Below are 16021 nucleotides of genomic sequence, written 5' to 3'. Positions count from 1 at the left end.
ATTATTCGCTCTTTCCGCTAGTTGTTTTTTCTTTCATTTCATCCAATTTCTTTTCATCGATTGGATGTTTGATAAGATAGCGCTTATCATTCAATACCATTTGTTTCGCTTTTCTGTTGTTTGTTTGGAATAGAAGGGGTGCTTGTAAGTTAATTGTAGACTCTTCAAATGGTTCTTTAATGAAGACAATACCGAGTACCATCAAATCTTCTGGGCTTTCCACTTCCAGTAAATCAACTGTTGGATCATCTATTTTGAAGTCATACTCTTCTACAATTTTGTATGGATTCGCTACGACGAATGCTACACCTGCTTCTTTCGTCGACTGCATGACTTGAAATTCCTGATTATCGCCTATTGGCAAGATGACGAATTCTTCTTCCTCTTCGAACCCGGGAAGTCCTTTCGGGAAGTGCCATGCTTTAGATAGATCTACTTCTATTTTACCGTGGAACTTTGTTGCGATTTCTTTTAGTGTTTGTGTCACTAGATCTCTCTCCTTTTCAACGTTTTGCTAGTTTACTACTCACCGTTCTTTTATTAAACTTTCCAATCAATTTGGATCGATCCGTACTGTTGCATCTCTACAGATACTTTACCGGGTGTGTAATTATGGATTGGTTTATTTATTTGCGTATCGATTTTTGGTTTCTGTGGAGTTACGTTTATGTCCAGTGAACCAGATGTAATATCTGTTTTGATCTTTGTCCGATCCCCTACAAATTTCACTTGAAGTTCGGCCATCGGTTTTTCTGTATTTTGCTTCACAATATCCGCTATCGTTGAACCGTTCTCAATCTTCATGAGTTGCAGACCTTCTTGCGCGCGACGAGCTGTGCCTTCTTGCACTTTTTGCATGCCGTATTGTACATTTTCAGCCGTTCGACGAAATACACTTTTCAAATCGATGTCTGCACGGTTCTCTGTGGTATCGAGTGATAGTTGCGGCCGGGTCGTCGACATTTCCAAAATAGCTGCTGGTTGTTCAATGCTCAGCGTGGCTTTTGGTTGCTGGATTTCTTGAATAGGTTTCGTCACTTGCAGATTTATCTTTGCAGGTGTCGTTTGAATTTGAAGCTGTGGAATGTTCACTTCTATCACTCCCTTACTTTCTTATATAAAAATAGCGGACACTTGCTTAGTGTCCGCCACATCTTTTAGCGTAGGAAATCCATTAAAGAAGGCTGCATTATTCTAGCCCCTACGGATAATGTTGCACGATGGATGGATTCAGATGTAATTAAATCCGTAATCGTTTTTTCATAATCGACGTCCTCGTTTTGAGAACGTTGCTTCTTTGCTGCGCCTTCTTGCATTTCCAGGCGATTATGCATTAATTCCGCACGATTGGAGCGGGCGCCGATGTCTGCACGTTTAGACAACACAACGTCAAGTTTACTGTCGATGTCGCCAATCATTTTGCTGAAGCTCCCTTTATCGGACGATCCGGTTGCAGTGAGATCCTTTACTTCTTCGAGCATCTTGTCGATGTCCTGGAACATCTTGCTGACATCTGTACTGACTCGTAAGCTTATGCCGTCAAATAGTTCAATTTCTACATTTTTAGAAAATGAATCTCCATCTTCAAACATACCTTTATCCTTATTAAAAAGTGGTTGATCCGTCATACTACCGCTGAATATATGCTTGTCGCCTACTTTAGTATTGGCCATATCTTGCAAGTGCTCACGGAGCTGACCAATTTCTGTTTCAATTGCTTTCCTATCCGTCTCCGTCATCGCACCCGTGTTGGAAGCATTCGTAGCAAGTTCTTTCAAACGATGTAAGACTTGTCCTACTCCATCCAACGCATCATCCGAACTATCGAGCCAGTTATTCACCTCGCCCATATTCTTTTGAAATTGCTCCACCTTGTCGACTTGCATGCCGTACCCCATGCCTTTCATCACGACAACAGGATCATCGGATGGACGAGTGACTTTCTTGCCTGTATTGAGTTGCTCTTGTAATTTCCCCATATTATTATAGCTGCTTGATAAGTTCCGCAGCATATTTTGAGAGAGCATAGATTGTGTTACACGCATGAAGATTCCTCCTTAATTATCTGCCGACTGTACCCATGCCATTGATGATTTTATCTAACGCTTCATCCATGACGGTAATCATACGGGCAGATGCGTTGTACGCTTGCTGGAAGCGAATCATGTCGGTCATTTCTTCATCTAGTGAGACCGTACTGATTGAGTCACGTCTGTTCGATACAGCTAACAGCAATACGCCTGAGCTTTCGGTCATTTTTATCGCTTGTTGTCCTTCTACTCCGAGTTGTCCGATTGTTTGAGCATAGTAACTCTGCACGCTTGAACCACCTAATCCTGGTAACTTCGCAAAGAATACATCGCCAAGTTTTTTGGCATTCTGACCGTTACCGACTTCCGCACCTGTTTTTGAATCGGAGGCCGCCAGTTTATTCGGATCTTTTCTGATCTCATCATTCACTACAATATTACTTGCGGTAAATTCGGTTGCGCCACTAGGTAAAACAAAGAAAGGCTCGCCTTTTACACCTGTTGAGTCTGTACCATCTTCATGAACCGCATTAAATGCTTTCGCAAACTCATTAGCCATTTTATCTAACTTAGCAAGCATTTCAGGGTATAATCCTTTTACTTGATTACCGTCTTGATACCCGTATGAATCCACAAGTGATTTCAATTCTCCACTTTTGACCATATCGGTGACAGACAGCTTACCGTCTGCCGGATTCTCAATTGGTCCGCCTGTAAACGTGAAGCCTGTCATAGGATTTGGAAACGGTTTGTCCGGATCATTTCCGTCTACAGTAAGTTCTGCGACTTTGTCTTTTTGTACTACAGTTATCGTTTGTCCTGGAACATTCGTCTTGATTTTAACGGTCACTGTACCTTCTGCAATAGCAAGAGCACGTCCGCCAGTTTTCTCATAGCTCGTTTCAATTGGTACATAGCTAGACAACTTATCTAGTAAACCGTCACGCGCATCATAGAGATCGTTCGGTAAATAACCATTCGGTTCTACCGTAGCAATTTGTTTGTTCAATTCTCCAATTTGACTCAGCAACGAGTTAATATCGTTTGTGCTAAAGTCAATTTCATCGCCTAAATTCCCTTTAATTTCAGCAACAGATTTTTGAATATAGTTAAACGAGTCGGCAACCGCCACCCCACGCTCTACAACAACCGCACGCGCGCCACCATTCTCCGGATTCGCCGCAAGCGTCTGCAATGATTGCCAGAAGTCGCTCATCGATTGTTGTAAACCATACTCGGAAGGCTCGCCAATCGCGTCTTCCATTTGGGCAACGGCATTCGTACGCGATTCCCAGTAGCCAAGCTTCGTCGATTCACTACGAAACTGATGATCCACAAATGAATCCCGAATTCGCTGAATACTCCCCGCTTCTACACCCGTCCCTAGAAATCCTGGCATCGTTCCCGCATTCATCCCTACCCCCGGAAATCCAGAAGTCGCTTGCATATTCACACGCTGACGTGAGTAGCCGGGTGTGTTCGCGTTTCCGATATTATGCCCTGTCGTATAAAGAGCGGATTGCTGTGTGTACAATCCGCGTTTGCTAGTTTCTAAACCCATGAATGTCGAGCGCATATTGTGTCCTCCTTATGCTTGGGAGTCGAATGAGGAGAGCTTCGTTTTGGCTCCGCTTTGTGACTGCCCTTGTACTTCGTTTTTCGAATAGTTGACGGTTTCCGGACGCGGACGGACCATGTCCAGCGATAGATTCACAAATTGAAGTGATTGATAGGTCAATTGCTGATTGAGTTCGTTCTGTTGTTTCAACTCATGAATCGCATGCAGGAGACGGTCCTTCGCCTCTGCTAACTGTTCTTTGTCCGGTTCGTTCGCTACTTCGATTAATTGCGTCATCGTCGGTTCAGCAGGTACTGCACTTCCTTGTGCGGCTATATACTGCTTCACTTCCTGTAAGCGCTTCTGGTCCATTTGCATAATGGCTGCAAGGTGCGCTTGCTCCTCCTTCAACAGCTGGTCAATCCCGTCGACGTCGCCGCTTTTTAGCAGTGCGGTCTTGTCGTTCGAAAGACGGAGCAAGCTCGTATGCAGTTTTTCTAGGTGATTGAGCGTTGTCAAAATCGGTTCAATGGACATGTGTAACCCTACTTTCCTTATGGCTTATTGAAATACGAAAGCATACTTGAAGCGAGTTTGCTCGCATCTACTTGATATTCTCCAGATTGCACTTGCGCTTTCAATTCCTGTACACGCTGTTGTCTTGCAGATTCAATCGGTGAAGCGGCGGATAACTTTTTCGCTTCTGATGAAATCTCGAGCTTATCTGTTTTCACTTGTGCGGCTTGCTTCGCCTGATCGACTTTCATTTGCTGATTGCGGTACGGGTTGACGGCTTGTGGTTTAAATCCATCTATTTTCATACGTCTCGCTCCTTTCAATTCTTCTGGTAGATTTGGGTCCTACTCTTTACTTCGGCAGATTTCATGAAGTTTTTAGAGGCTTTTGTACGAAAAAACGAGCAGTACGAACTGCTCGTTTCGTATTTCATCCTCAACGGTCTTTTTGTGCGTAGTAAGTGCCTCGCTCTTGTGCTTTCATCGCTTCACGTAGCTCTTGTGCCGCGTCAAATGTCCGTAAGTCGGATTGAATCTCTTCCGTACATTTGGCACAGATCTTACCGGTTGATGTTAATGCGCCACATTTATCACATGGATAGCCAAGGTTCGGGAACAATGCCGGTTGTAGTCTTCCTTTACGTACCCAGCGATGCAGTAATTCCTGTGTCACACCTGTCACTTCGACAATCCGGTCGATATTCGCCGCACGGTTCTCCCGTTTGCGTAAAAACCGATACACCGTTTCATACATTTGCTCTTCCGCTTGCGCACACGTACCACATACATCCCGAAGGCCCGTGTAATTAAACATACCGCCACATGTCGGACAATTTCTTACTTCCGCCATCTTGATCACTTCTCTCTAATAGGTCTGAACAACGTCACAGCCTCCACCCGTTGTACACCGCACTGTTTCAACGCTTCAGCTGCGTGTCGCAATGTCGTGCCGGTCGTATAAATATCGTCAACAAGCACATATACTGCTTCATTACTACGTATATCGGCTGTAACGCGGAATAGTTCAGTCATCGCAAGACGTTCACTACGAGATTTTTCACCCATTACGGATTCCGTCGTTTTTTCAAGTAGCGATTGATACGAGATATTCGCTGCTTCTAACAACGCATCCACTTGAGAAAAGGTTCGTTTCCTTTTATTGATCGGATGCATCGGAATCGGGACGATAATCTTTTTGGAATCATTCAGTACGCTACGTAATGAAGGCGCGAAGATTTGTGCAAGCGCAACGTCTTGCATGAACTTGAATTGATGCAAGTACTCTCTCGCTGCTTCATTATATGCATAGATTGAATGAACAGAATCGAGAATATTGTCTTCAGTGAATTGGTCGATGCGTTCAAACTTTTCGAGACAAGTTGGACAGGCGGAAGTGTCTTTTTGAATACCGAGGAAGTGTTGCCAAGTGGGCCGGTCGTGTAGTGGTTTATCGCAAAGTAAGCATGTCATTGCGGCACCTCAGTGTCGTTCAGTTTGCGAATTTCTCGTTTTGCTTCGTCCATCGCATGTGTGATGCCTTGGTGAAACAGTACGAAGTCGCCTGACGTGTTCGGTACAGAGCGCCCTACACGTCCTCCGATTTGAATTAAGGCGCCTTTATTGAAAATCGTTTGCTCCGCTCCCACAACCGCCACTTGCACGTTCGGTATTGTTATCCCCCGCTCAAGAATCGTCGTCGTCAGCAAGCCAGGAATTTCTTTCTGTCTTAGTAACTGCACCCGCTCTTTGCGATCCTCATGTTCCGCATGCACTGCACAAATTCGCTCATCGAGTTTCTGAAATAACGGTTCGGCCAATTCCATCAGTTCAATCTGATGAAAGAAAATGAGAAACGGTTGCTGTTTGTCGAGACGTTCGGTTGTCCAGCGCAGTAATTTCGCTGGAATCCGTTTCTTTTTCAGCTGTTTCTCGTAATTCCATAGCGCTTCGTTACGCGGTACAGGTAGTGGCTGACCGTGATAACGTCTCGCGAGAACAGATATTTTGCCTTGCTTTTTATTCATCGCAAGCAACTGACTAGAAGGCGTCGCAGTGACGAAATGGATGGGTGCGTTAGGTTTCGCTGCATTCCTGACTGCTCGCTGTAACGTTTCATCCGCTGTATACGGAAACGCATCGGCTTCATCAACGAAAATCACGTCGAACGCCTCGTGAAAGCGATAGAGCTGATGGGTCGTCGCAAGAATTAATTGCGCGTCGAAATGCTCTACTTCCGCCCCACCATATAACGCTTCTACTCTAGTATCTGGAAAGGCAGTCGTTAACCGTGGCAATAGTTCCAAAATAACGTCCACTCGAGGCGCTGCGAGACACACCCGCTTGCCTTCATTCAATACGTAATGAATCGGCTGAAACAGCATTTCCGTCTTGCCCGATCCGCACACTGCGTAGAGTAAATGAGATACCCCTTGTTTCGTACTGTCGAGCAACTCACTCGTCGCTTTCTGCTGAGAAGGCGTCAAATTCCCTTGCCAGTTCATTCGATGGCTAGTAGGGAAAGTCTGTGGTGTGCCTGTCCACGTGAGTAAATTTGAACAACAGGACACCCGTCCCATGTTGAGACAATTTCTGCAGTAGGCGCAGGGTGCTTCGCATTGAGCGCACGTGAATACGGTGAAGCGTGTTTGATTTTCATTATGGCAACGCTGACAAGTATAGTGCGTACCATGCCATATTCTTTTCGTCGTAACGCCTTTTTCTATATGAATATCGCCTCGACGAATCGCTTCATCAACGGCTTCTTCCGTGAATGGCAAAAGATGACGCAACCAAATGCGTCCTGCCAAAAACTGCTTAAGTTGGTCTCGTTCGGACATGCAGTTCCCCCTGTTCAGGTTCCGCGTCGTTTCACCCAACCGAGTCCCATCGCCCCTTCACCAAGATGCGTGCCGATGACCGGGCCAAAGTGGCTGATCGTGAAATCGACGTTCGGATGTTTTTCTTCTAAATGTTTCTTCCATTCTACTGCGTCGTCATAGCGATTCGCATGGATAACTGCTGCGTCGAGCAATTGATTCTTTGCATCTTCCGACAATAAATCAGAAATACGCTTCATCGCTTTTCTCGCCGTACGGATTTTTTCAAACGGTACGATGATTTTGTCTTCGAAATGCAAGACGGGCTTCACTTGCAACAGTCCGCCAACTAGCGCTTGTGCTCCGGATAAACGACCGCCACGTTGTAGATGCGATAAGTCGTCCACCATGAAATAAGCTTTAACGTCTTTCTGCATTTCTTTCAATTCTTCAATGATCGCACGTGGATGCACGCCTTCATTCGCAAGCTGTGCTGCACGGATCGCGTAAAAGCCTTGGGGATAGGCTGAAATTTCTGAATCAAACGGAAGCACTTCTAGTTCCGGCACGAGCTCGGCAGCTTGAATTGCGCCCATATACGTTCCGCTAATGCCGCTCGATAGGTGGATCGTAATGACCGCGTCGTAGTCTTTTGCGAGTTCGCTAAATAGCGCTTCGAAGTCGCCGATTGCGGGTTGTGATGTTTTCGGTAGCGGGCCTTTGCCGCGTACCATATCGTAGAATGCTTCGGTTGTGATGTCGGCGCCTTCTTTGAATTCTTTGCCGTCTATTGTTACAAGTAACGGGATGGTATGGATCCCGAGTTCTGCTTTTATGTCATCCGGCAAATACGCCGTCGTGTCTGTCACAATCGCTGTTTTCAATATGATCAACTCCTGTTACTTATTCTACCTGAAATTGGCGGAGTTGGCATCTGTGAAGGGGAAATTGATGAGGATGAATTGCGGTACGTGTGGGGATTTGCGCTCTGGGCGGACGCTTTCCTGCGGGCATGGCTTGAGCCTCCTCGTCCGCTTCGCTACCTGCGGGGTCTCAAGGCTCATGCTATTCCCGCGGGAGTCGCCGCCCGACGCTCCAATCCTACTTTTAATGGGGTGGCACTTCCTGTTGCCCATTGAAGTTAGGATTGAGTTCAAGTTTAAGACCTAATTCAAGTGCAAACGTCAAGGGATGAACTGTTTAAGTGACTAAGTAGAAACTATAATGTTCCCACTTACTACCGCTACAATGTAACCCAACAAAAAGTATAGGATCAGCAATAGGTAAGGGATGGGGGTGGAAGATGGTCGACTCTGGGAGGATCAACCCGACAGGTGAGACCGCTGAAGGCGCGCAGCGACTAGCGGGCTCACCGCGGGTCCTCCAGAAAGCGTACCATCTGGAACCCCCATCCCCTTCCACTATCCCACGTGAAGCTACTCTTCAATTAAAAAATCCACACTAGTGAAGCGGAGTGGAAGGCGGCGACTCGGGGAGGATCAGCCCGACAGGTAAGACAACTAAGAGAACGCAGTGAACAGTTGGCTTACCGCGGGCCCCCCCGAACGCAGCGTAACGATGCCTTTCCCCTTCAACTCTCTAAAACTGACGAAGTAACTCTTTCATGCTATCTTGTAACTAGACTGAACACTTCAAGGAGGCGTTTGATTATGCAGGAAATTATCTATGAACAGCGGGACGCGGTAGCGTATGTGACGTTAAACCGACCCGAGTCGATGAACGCGTTTAACTTTCAACTGTTGCTCGAGCTTGGGCAGGTCGTTGAAGGAATTCGAATCGATCCCGATGTGCGGGCTGTCGTATTTACAGGTAGTGGCGATAGGGCTTTTAGTGTAGGAGCTGATTTGAAAGAGCGGAAGACGTTGACTGAATCGATGGTGCGACGGAATTTGAATAAAATTGGCGATGTCTTTACGATGATCGACCAGTTGCCACAGCCAACGATTGCGGTCATTAATGGTTTCGCGTTTGGTGGCGGTATGGAACTAGCGTTGGCTTGTGATTTCCGGATTGCCGCGGACAGTGCAGTGATGGGACTGACAGAGACAGGTCTTGCGATTATTCCGGGGGCTGGTGGGACGCAGCGGTTGCCACGATTAATTGGTGAATCAAAAGCGATGGAATTGATTTTGACGGCACGACGCGTGTCCGCTGAAGAGGCGTTGCAGATGGGCATGGTATCGCAGAAAGCACCTTTAGATTCATTGAATAAAGTCGTGAATGCGTTTGTGGATTCATTGCTCGCTAACGGGCCGGTTGCGATTCAGCAGGCGAAGTTCGCGATCAAGCAAGGAATGATGGCAGATTTGCAGACGGGGCTTGCGATCGAGCGTAAGGCGTATGAGATGACGTTGCCTACGGAAGATCGTCTGGAGGCGTTGATTGCCTTTTCGGAGAAGCGGAAGCCTGTGTTTAAGGGGAAATAAGTGTTTTTCGGGGATAAAACGTAATGGATTGAGGTTCATAGCGTGGTGAATTGGGCGTTCGATCGGCTTGATAGAGCGGATGAACGTCTTCTTTGAGCGGTTAAATGGTTGGATAGATCGCTCACAGTAAAGTATGAGCGGATAACGCGCTACATAGAGCGGCAAACGAGCTGGATAGAGCGGATATCGGCCAACTATGAGCGCGGACCAGCCACTACCCCTTTTTAATTGAAGTAAGTGTTTTTGGGGGATCATTTGTGATCGATTGAGGTTCTTAGCGTGGTCGATAGAGCGGATCAACGTCTTCATTGAGCGAGTAAATGGTTGAATAGAGCGCTCACAGTAAAGTATGAGCGGATAACACGCTACATAGAGCGGCACGCGAGCTGGATAGAGCGGATCTCCGCCAACTATGAGCGCGGGCCGGCCATTCCCCCATCTACAAGCAATAAATCCATCCAATTGCATTACTATTTCAAAGAAAAAATCCTTCCGAATCACTCGGAAGGATTTTTCATAGTGTCGCATCGCGGGCTTTGCCCAACAACCCCTGCAGCCCACGCAACTTTCGTCAAAACGGCAGTCGCCCCTTGACGATCCGCTTCATGGACCGCTCGGATATACGCACTATTTGCTTCATCGACGACATATTGAGGCGTTACATTATTCAACGTCATCGCCAGCACATCATTGAGGCAACGCTCGCATGTACAAGGCATATGCAACTCATTCTTATATTTGGAAATCACGTCACGTACCACGACCTCCATAATATTATGCACTTTCATAGTCAGATACTCCCTCTAACTCAGAGTAGGTAGAGATATATGATTAACTTTGATAGTAATCGTTCAATATGTGCTCTATGGCTTCAGTACAACTTTCACTCAGTATGCCAGTGTATTCTTGAAGTCGCACCCACTACACACCTAGGGAATGGGGCGGAAGACGGGCGACTCCTGGGGATCAGCGTGATCTTGAGACCCTGGACTGAGCTGAAAGCGAGGGAAGCGGCTCAAGATTGCGCCCCCGGAAAGCGTCCCGTCTGGAGCCCCATTCCCTTAACCACTAGCCCCAGTCAAGCCTTCCTATTCAAAACCTCACTTAGAAAGAATAATCTTCTTCTTCAACAACTCTTTACCCGAAATACCTGGCTTCGTCATCTCGAACGGATGCAGAATCGTATCCAACTCTTCTTTCGACAAAATATTTTTCTCGATACAAATCTCACGGATCGACTTGTTCGTTAACAACGCCTCTTTCGCGATCTCTGACGCCACTTCATACCCGACGTGAGGATTGATTGCCGTGATGATCCCGATACTCTTCTCCACATACTCATTCAAGTGCTCGACGTTTGCCGTGATTCCGTCTAGACAATAATCGCGGAATGCGCCGAAGACGTTCGTCATGATCTTCAATGACTGCAGCAAGTTGAATACAAGCACTGGCTCCATCACGTTTAATTCGAACTGACCCGCTTCCGATGCCAATGCGATCGTCATATCGTTACCGACTACTTGGAACGATACCTGATTCATGACTTCTGCCATAACCGGGTTTACTTTTCCTGGCATGATAGAAGATCCTGGCTGTCTTGCAGGTAATGCAATTTCCGATAGACCTGTACGTGGACCGGATGCCATGAGGCGCAGGTCATTACAGATTTTAGATTGGTTCAGCATCGTGCCGCGTAGTGCTGCAGATACTTGAACGTACGAATCTGTATTTTGTGTTGCGTCAACTAGGTGCGTTGAAGACTTTAATTCGAAACCACTGTTTTCTGACAGATAGCTCGCTACTTTTTTGATATACAGTGGATCCGCGTTCAAGCCGGTTCCGACAGCTGTAGCGCCCATATTTATTTCATATAAATATACACGGGATACACGAACGCGTTCGATGTCGCGGCGTAGTACCATAGCGTACGCTTCGAATTCTTGTCCAAGACGAATTGGAACCGCGTCTTGTAAGTGTGTACGGCCCATTTTCAAGACCGATTGGAACTCGATCGATTTTTTCAAGTATGTTTTATGAAGGGACTCCATAACCCCAAGTAGTTTGTCTACTTTCATGAGTGTTGCGATATGAATCGCAGTCGGGAACGCGTCATTTGTCGACTGCGCCATGTTGACGTGCGAGTTCGGGCTAATGATGTCGTATTCGCCTTTTTTGTGACCGAGAATCTCAAGTGCACGGTTGGCGATAACTTCGTTTGCGTTCATATTTACTGACGTTCCTGCTCCACCTTGGATTGGATCGACGAGGAACTGGTCGCGCAATGCGCCGTTAATTACTTCTTCAGAAGCCTTGATGATCGCTTCTGCAATGTTCGCGTCCAATTGACCAATGTCGCGGTTAGCTTGTGCTGCAGATTTTTTAACGATGGCAATCGCACGAATCAAGTCCCGATTGACGCGGTAGCCTGTGATTGGAAAGTTTTCTGCTGCGCGTAACGTCTGAATACCGTAATACGCGTCTTGCGGCACCTTCTTCTCTCCGATAAAATCCGACTCTATTCTGTACAGTAATTGCTCTTCCATCATGCAGAACCTCTTCTCAAGTAGTTTTTATAAGTTTAATTCGTATCTCATTATACACACTATATTTTTCATGTATAGCCGTTTGGGCATACAATTTAATCTTACCTTATAGATAACGTTTAAACCACCCGGTAATCTCTTCTAATCTCGCAATCCGCAGATTCGGTTTCCCTGTTCTTGACATATTATGATCGGATTCGGGGAAGCGCACAAATTCTGTCTCTTTGCCTAAATCTTTTAATGTAATAAAGAGTTGTTCCGCTTGCTCGATCGGACAAACGAAATCTCGTTCTGCATGAAGGATCAATAGAGGTGTTTCAACATTCTCCGCATACTTTAACGGTGACTGCTTCCATAGCGTGTCGACATCTGTCATACCCGCTTTTAAATGCCAGTCGGTAAAGTAGTAGCCAATATTGGATACACCAAAGAAACTAATCCAGTTGCTGATGGAGCGTTGCGTGACGGCTGCTTTGAATCGATTCGAATGCCCGACAATCCAGTTCGTCATGAAACCACCGTAGCTACCACCTGTCACACCAAGGCGCGTTTCATCGATCCAACTTTCCGTTTTCAACACTTCATCCAGTCCTGCCATAATGTCTTCATATCCACCGCCACCATAATCACCGCGCACTGCGTCAACAAACGCCTGACTATAACCGTGACTACCACGTGGATTGAGATAGAGTACTCCGTAACCTTGGGCCGCTAACACTTGCATCTCATGGAAATACGTATAGCCGTACATCGCATGCGGTCCACCGTGAATTTCCAAAATAAGCGGATACGTTTGACCGTCTGTAAAGTTCGCGGGCTTCATTAACCACCCTTGGATATTTTCAGTGCCATTCGTATAATGAATCGTTTCCGGTTCAACTACCTTCACTTTCTTCAACCAGCCTTCATTGAATGAAGTCAATTTTGTCCGTTCACCCGTCGCGATCGTTTGGCGATATAGTTCTCCAGGATTCGTCATCGTGCTTACTGTGAGCAACGCGAATTCAGCGTTCCCCGCAACATCATAGCCGTAAACATGCTCCTCTTCACCCGTCGCAGGATAGATCGCGCCGTCGAGTGTTGCCGCATATAAACGGACTTCTCCCATACTCGATAGCTGGAAATACAGTTGCTCGTCTTCCGTCCACACTACGCCTGGTGCAATCGTTTGTTGCAAGTGATCGGAAATGCTTTCGTCTCCAATTGGTGCGTCAATCCCCGCTGTTACGTTCATCGTCTGACCGTTCGTCCGGTCATAGACAAAAACATCGGCCTGCGTAACGTTTTGGAACGTCATATCATACCCTGTATACGCGATATAGCGATCGTCTTTAGAGAAAGCGACATTGCCGAAAAAGCCTTGTTCATCAAGGATCACAGTTTCTTTTTTCGTTTCAATATCCACTAGTACTAACGGAACACTGAAGTCATGATCCTTCTGCTCATTGCGGTTGACACCGATGACCAATTGCTTGCCGTCATGCGAAACCGCTTCCAGTGAATGATCGAATGGGTCCGTCGTAAAATTGAAGATCATACATGTAGCTAGATCAACATAGCCGATTTGTGAATATTCGTCTTGCGGTACTACACCAATGAAATCTTCTTTGTATTTCATTTTCGTCACACGGATTGGTTGTGGGAATTGTTCTCGCTTCTGTACCGTAGTACAAAACGTTTCACCTGTTTTAACTGTACCCGTAAACCAAATTTTCTTACCGCACGGTGACCATTCGAATGAATCGATCGCTTCTTTACAGTCCGTCAGCGCACGTGCTTCCCCACCCGCTTTTTGTATAATATACAGTTGATTCGTTTCATTTCGATTCGATAAAAACGCTACTTGCTTACCATCGGGAGACCATTTCGGCGCACTCACTTGTTGCTTCCCATATGTCCAGCGTGTTATGTCACCCGTCTGCAAATCAATATGATGAATCGCCGAGTGATACGTATTCTCTTCTTGATTTAATTCCGTCACCGTAAACACCGCTTCTTCGTCGTTAGGCGCCAATACCGGATTCGTTACAGATTTCGTTTCAAACAAATCTTCAATCATTACACATCGTTTATTCATCTAATCCCTCCTGTTTTCTCATTATTCTCTCTAAACCATAACAAGACCGCGCTTACTTTGGCAATAAATGCGTAAAGAAACGAGTGACGGGATATGCTTCCCCATCACTCGTTTCTCTGTTTAATAACTCTTAATTTGATCTTTCAATGAACGTCTTAAAATCTTACCTGTCGTATTTTTTGGTAACTCCTCAAGGAACTCGATCGATTTCGGTACTTTATACTTCACGAGACGCTTCGCACAAAATTCATGCAGCGACTGTTCCGTAGCCTCCGAACCTTTCTTCAATACAACATACGCTTGTACTTCTTCACCGAAGTTTGCGTCTGGCACACCAACGACTGCCGCTTCCACAATGTCACGATGGCTAAATAGCACTTCCTCTACTTCTCGAGGATAGACGTTGAATCCGCCGACGATAATCATATCTTTCTTGCGGTCTACGATATAAAAGTAACCGTTTTCATCACGTCGCGCCAAGTCGCCCGTATAGAGCCATCCGTCACGAAGTGCAGCCGCAGTTTCTTCAGGCATTTTGTAATATCCTTTCATAACATTCGGTCCGCGTACAATTAATTCACCGACTTCATTATCAGGAACTTCTTCACCCATTTCATCGACCACTTTATTCTCGACGTTCATGATGTTCGTTCCAATCGATCCAGGTACACGCTCGCGATCTAACGGATTGAAACACGTAACCGGTGAGGCTTCGGATAGACCGTACCCTTCTGAAACGCGCACATCGAATTTCTCTTCGAAGTCATGAAGCAAAGAAACAGGCAATGAAGATCCCCCTGAAATCGCTAATCTGATTGATTCGAAGTCTTCTGTCTTACCTTCCGGATATTGATAAAGGAAGTTATACATAGTAGGAACGCCCGCAAATACCGTCGCGTTCTGCTCGCGAATCATGTTGAATATCTCTCCCGGACTAAAGCGTGGCTCAAGTAAAATAGTAGCCCCTTTAACGAGTGGTGCATTCGCTACGACAGTTAATGCAAATACGTGAAATAAAGGCAATGTCGCTACGATTTTATCATTCTCGGAGAAGCCTAAATAGTCCCCTACATCACGAGCATTTGAGTAGATATTCTTATGTGTTAACATCGCACCTTTTGGGTGTCCCGTAGTTCCAGAAGTGTAAAGAATGATAGCGCTTTCATCGTCGTCGACTTTAACCGCTTCCGTCATCGGTTTAGACTTCTTAATGAGCATGCTAAATGGATGCACTTTTTCCTTAACCGCGTCATTCAGCGCAGCTAATTTCTGTGCTGCATCTGGACTCATTTCACAGACGACATAGTTCTCAATCGTCGGGAACGACTGGCTCGCGACTTCTACCAGTGGCAGTAATTGGTCGATGGCAATAACGGCTTTGGCGTCACTGTTTTCAAGAATATAAGAAATTTCGTCAGGTGTATAGAGCGGATTGATCGGCACAGCCGTCGCTCCGATACGCATAGTGGCATAGAGTGAGATCAGATAATGTGGCGTGTTGCCGAGTAAGAATGCGACTTTGTCCCCTTTGTTGACCCCTAGGTTTTGTAGTGCGTTGGCGAACATGGATACCGACATGTCGAACTCGGCGTACGTCGTGTCTTTCCCCATAAAGTGGTAGGCGATTTTACTTGGCTTGGTCTGTGCTGTCTGTTGAACACTAGAAACTAAATTCATGCTTTCATCTCCCTAACATGTGAATGAATAACCATTCAGTATTTCGTTCATTATACTGATAAAACAATTAATTGGCAAGAGTTTACTGGGAATTTTGTTATTTTAGTTTATTAGGGTTGGCTGGACGGGGTAAAGGGGTGGGGATTTGCGCTCTAGGCGGACGCTTTCCCATGGGCCCGCGGTGAGCCAACTAGGTCGCAAGCTCCCTTTAGTTGTCTCACCTGTCGGGCTGATCCATCGGGAGCATTCCTGTTTGGTTAGTGGAACCCTATTGAAATAGAAAAGTCCCCTTGGTATGATTCGGGGTGTCAAGGCGTCGACGGCTTGACCCCTAATTATAACCAAGGAGGACTCACAT

15 protein-coding genes are annotated in these 16021 nt (G+C 46.1%); 1 reads left to right on the top strand and 14 read right to left on the bottom strand.

The annotated features are described in order from the left end of the window. Position 1: 1 nt before the first annotated feature. The 10 genes from fliW to CSV72_RS14520 form a co-directional block, all read right to left on the bottom strand. A complete protein-coding gene (gene fliW / locus CSV72_RS14565) occupies positions 2-487 on the bottom strand; it encodes a flagellar assembly protein FliW (protein WP_099678952.1) in 486 nt (161 codons plus the stop codon). 53 nt (positions 488-540) lie between these two features. Further along, a complete protein-coding gene (locus CSV72_RS14560) occupies positions 541-1092 on the bottom strand; it encodes a DUF6470 family protein (protein WP_099678951.1) in 552 nt (183 codons plus the stop codon). 65 nt (positions 1093-1157) lie between these two features. Continuing rightward, positions 1158-2045, bottom strand: a complete 888-nt coding sequence (gene flgL / locus CSV72_RS14555) for a flagellar hook-associated protein FlgL (protein WP_099678950.1) — start codon at positions 2043-2045, stop codon at positions 1158-1160. Positions 2046-2061: 16 nt separating this feature from the next. Next, complete coding sequence (gene flgK, locus CSV72_RS14550; RefSeq protein WP_099678949.1) at positions 2062-3606, bottom strand: flagellar hook-associated protein FlgK; 1545 nt, start codon at positions 3604-3606, stop codon at positions 2062-2064. A gap of 12 nt (positions 3607-3618) precedes the next feature. Continuing rightward, positions 3619-4125: a flagellar protein FlgN gene (locus CSV72_RS14545; protein ID WP_099678948.1), complete on the bottom strand. Its 507-nt coding sequence runs from the start codon at positions 4123-4125 to the stop codon at positions 3619-3621. A gap of 17 nt (positions 4126-4142) precedes the next feature. Next, positions 4143-4409, bottom strand: a complete 267-nt coding sequence (gene flgM / locus CSV72_RS14540) for a flagellar biosynthesis anti-sigma factor FlgM (RefSeq protein WP_099678947.1) — start codon at positions 4407-4409, stop codon at positions 4143-4145. Between the two features lie 130 nt (positions 4410-4539). After that, positions 4540-4953 (bottom strand): TIGR03826 family flagellar region protein, encoded by a 414-nt coding sequence (locus CSV72_RS14535; protein WP_099678946.1) that lies wholly within the window; start codon positions 4951-4953, stop codon positions 4540-4542. Positions 4954-4958: 5 nt separating this feature from the next. Further along, entirely contained in the window at positions 4959-5573 is a 615-nt protein-coding gene (locus CSV72_RS14530) for a ComF family protein (RefSeq protein ID WP_099678945.1), read from the bottom strand. Next, positions 5570-6940, bottom strand: a complete 1371-nt coding sequence (locus tag CSV72_RS14525) for an ATP-dependent helicase ComFA (protein ID WP_199170117.1) — start codon at positions 6938-6940, stop codon at positions 5570-5572. Before CSV72_RS14525 ends, CSV72_RS14530 begins: the two co-directional genes overlap by 4 nt. Before the next feature lie 14 nt (positions 6941-6954). Further along, on the bottom strand, positions 6955-7803 hold the full coding sequence (locus CSV72_RS14520; protein ID WP_099678944.1) for a DegV family protein: 849 nt from the start codon (positions 7801-7803) through the stop codon (positions 6955-6957). Positions 7804-8589: 786 nt separating this feature from the next. On the opposite strand from CSV72_RS14520, the gene CSV72_RS14515 reads away from it, so the two are divergent. Continuing rightward, a complete protein-coding gene (locus CSV72_RS14515; protein WP_099678943.1) occupies positions 8590-9366 on the top strand; it encodes an enoyl-CoA hydratase-related protein in 777 nt (258 codons plus the stop codon). A gap of 497 nt (positions 9367-9863) precedes the next feature. On the opposite strand, the gene CSV72_RS14510 is transcribed toward CSV72_RS14515, so the two are convergent. The 4 genes from CSV72_RS14510 to CSV72_RS14495 form a co-directional block, all read right to left on the bottom strand. Next, on the bottom strand, positions 9864-10154 hold the full coding sequence (locus CSV72_RS14510) for a late competence development ComFB family protein (protein WP_099678942.1): 291 nt from the start codon (positions 10152-10154) through the stop codon (positions 9864-9866). 312 nt (positions 10155-10466) lie between these two features. Then, positions 10467-11912 (bottom strand): aspartate ammonia-lyase, encoded by a 1446-nt coding sequence (gene aspA / locus CSV72_RS14505; RefSeq protein WP_099678941.1) that lies wholly within the window; start codon positions 11910-11912, stop codon positions 10467-10469. 103 nt (positions 11913-12015) lie between these two features. Then, the gene (locus CSV72_RS14500; protein ID WP_099678940.1) at positions 12016-13986 is read right to left on the bottom strand and encodes a S9 family peptidase; all 1971 of its coding nucleotides are present in this window, start codon (positions 13984-13986) and stop codon (positions 12016-12018) included. Positions 13987-14106: 120 nt separating this feature from the next. After that, positions 14107-15663, bottom strand: a complete 1557-nt coding sequence (locus tag CSV72_RS14495) for a fatty acid--CoA ligase family protein (RefSeq protein ID WP_099678939.1) — start codon at positions 15661-15663, stop codon at positions 14107-14109. Between the last annotated feature and the right edge of the window lie 358 nt (positions 15664-16021).

Source organism: Sporosarcina sp. P20a, assembly GCF_002743175.1.
Taxonomy (GTDB): Bacteria; Bacillota; Bacilli; order Bacillales_A; family Planococcaceae; genus Sporosarcina.
This window is presented reverse-complemented; position numbering and strand designations above follow the sequence as displayed.

Coding starts and splice junctions, on each gene's coding strand:
- flgL (WP_099678950.1), bottom strand. CDS start 2,045: ATGCGTGTAACACAATCTATGCTCTCTCAAAATATGCTGCGGAACTTA.
- flgK (WP_099678949.1), bottom strand. CDS start 3,606: ATGCGCTCGACATTCATGGGTTTAGAAACTAGCAAACGCGGATTGTAC.
- CSV72_RS14545 (WP_099678948.1), bottom strand. CDS start 4,125: ATGTCCATTGAACCGATTTTGACAACGCTCAATCACCTAGAAAAACTG.
- flgM (WP_099678947.1), bottom strand. CDS start 4,409: ATGAAAATAGATGGATTTAAACCACAAGCCGTCAACCCGTACCGCAAT.
- CSV72_RS14535 (WP_099678946.1), bottom strand. CDS start 4,953: ATGGCGGAAGTAAGAAATTGTCCGACATGTGGCGGTATGTTTAATTAC.
- CSV72_RS14530 (WP_099678945.1), bottom strand. CDS start 5,573: ATGACATGCTTACTTTGCGATAAACCACTACACGACCGGCCCACTTGG.
- CSV72_RS14525 (WP_199170117.1), bottom strand. CDS start 6,940: ATGTCCGAACGAGACCAACTTAAGCAGTTTTTGGCAGGACGCATTTGG.
- CSV72_RS14515 (WP_099678943.1), top strand. CDS start 8,590: ATGCAGGAAATTATCTATGAACAGCGGGACGCGGTAGCGTATGTGACG.
- CSV72_RS14510 (WP_099678942.1), bottom strand. CDS start 10,154: ATGAAAGTGCATAATATTATGGAGGTCGTGGTACGTGACGTGATTTCC.
- aspA (WP_099678941.1), bottom strand. CDS start 11,912: ATGATGGAAGAGCAATTACTGTACAGAATAGAGTCGGATTTTATCGGA.
- CSV72_RS14500 (WP_099678940.1), bottom strand. CDS start 13,986: ATGAATAAACGATGTGTAATGATTGAAGATTTGTTTGAAACGAAATCT.
- CSV72_RS14495 (WP_099678939.1), bottom strand. CDS start 15,663: ATGAATTTAGTTTCTAGTGTTCAACAGACAGCACAGACCAAGCCAAGT.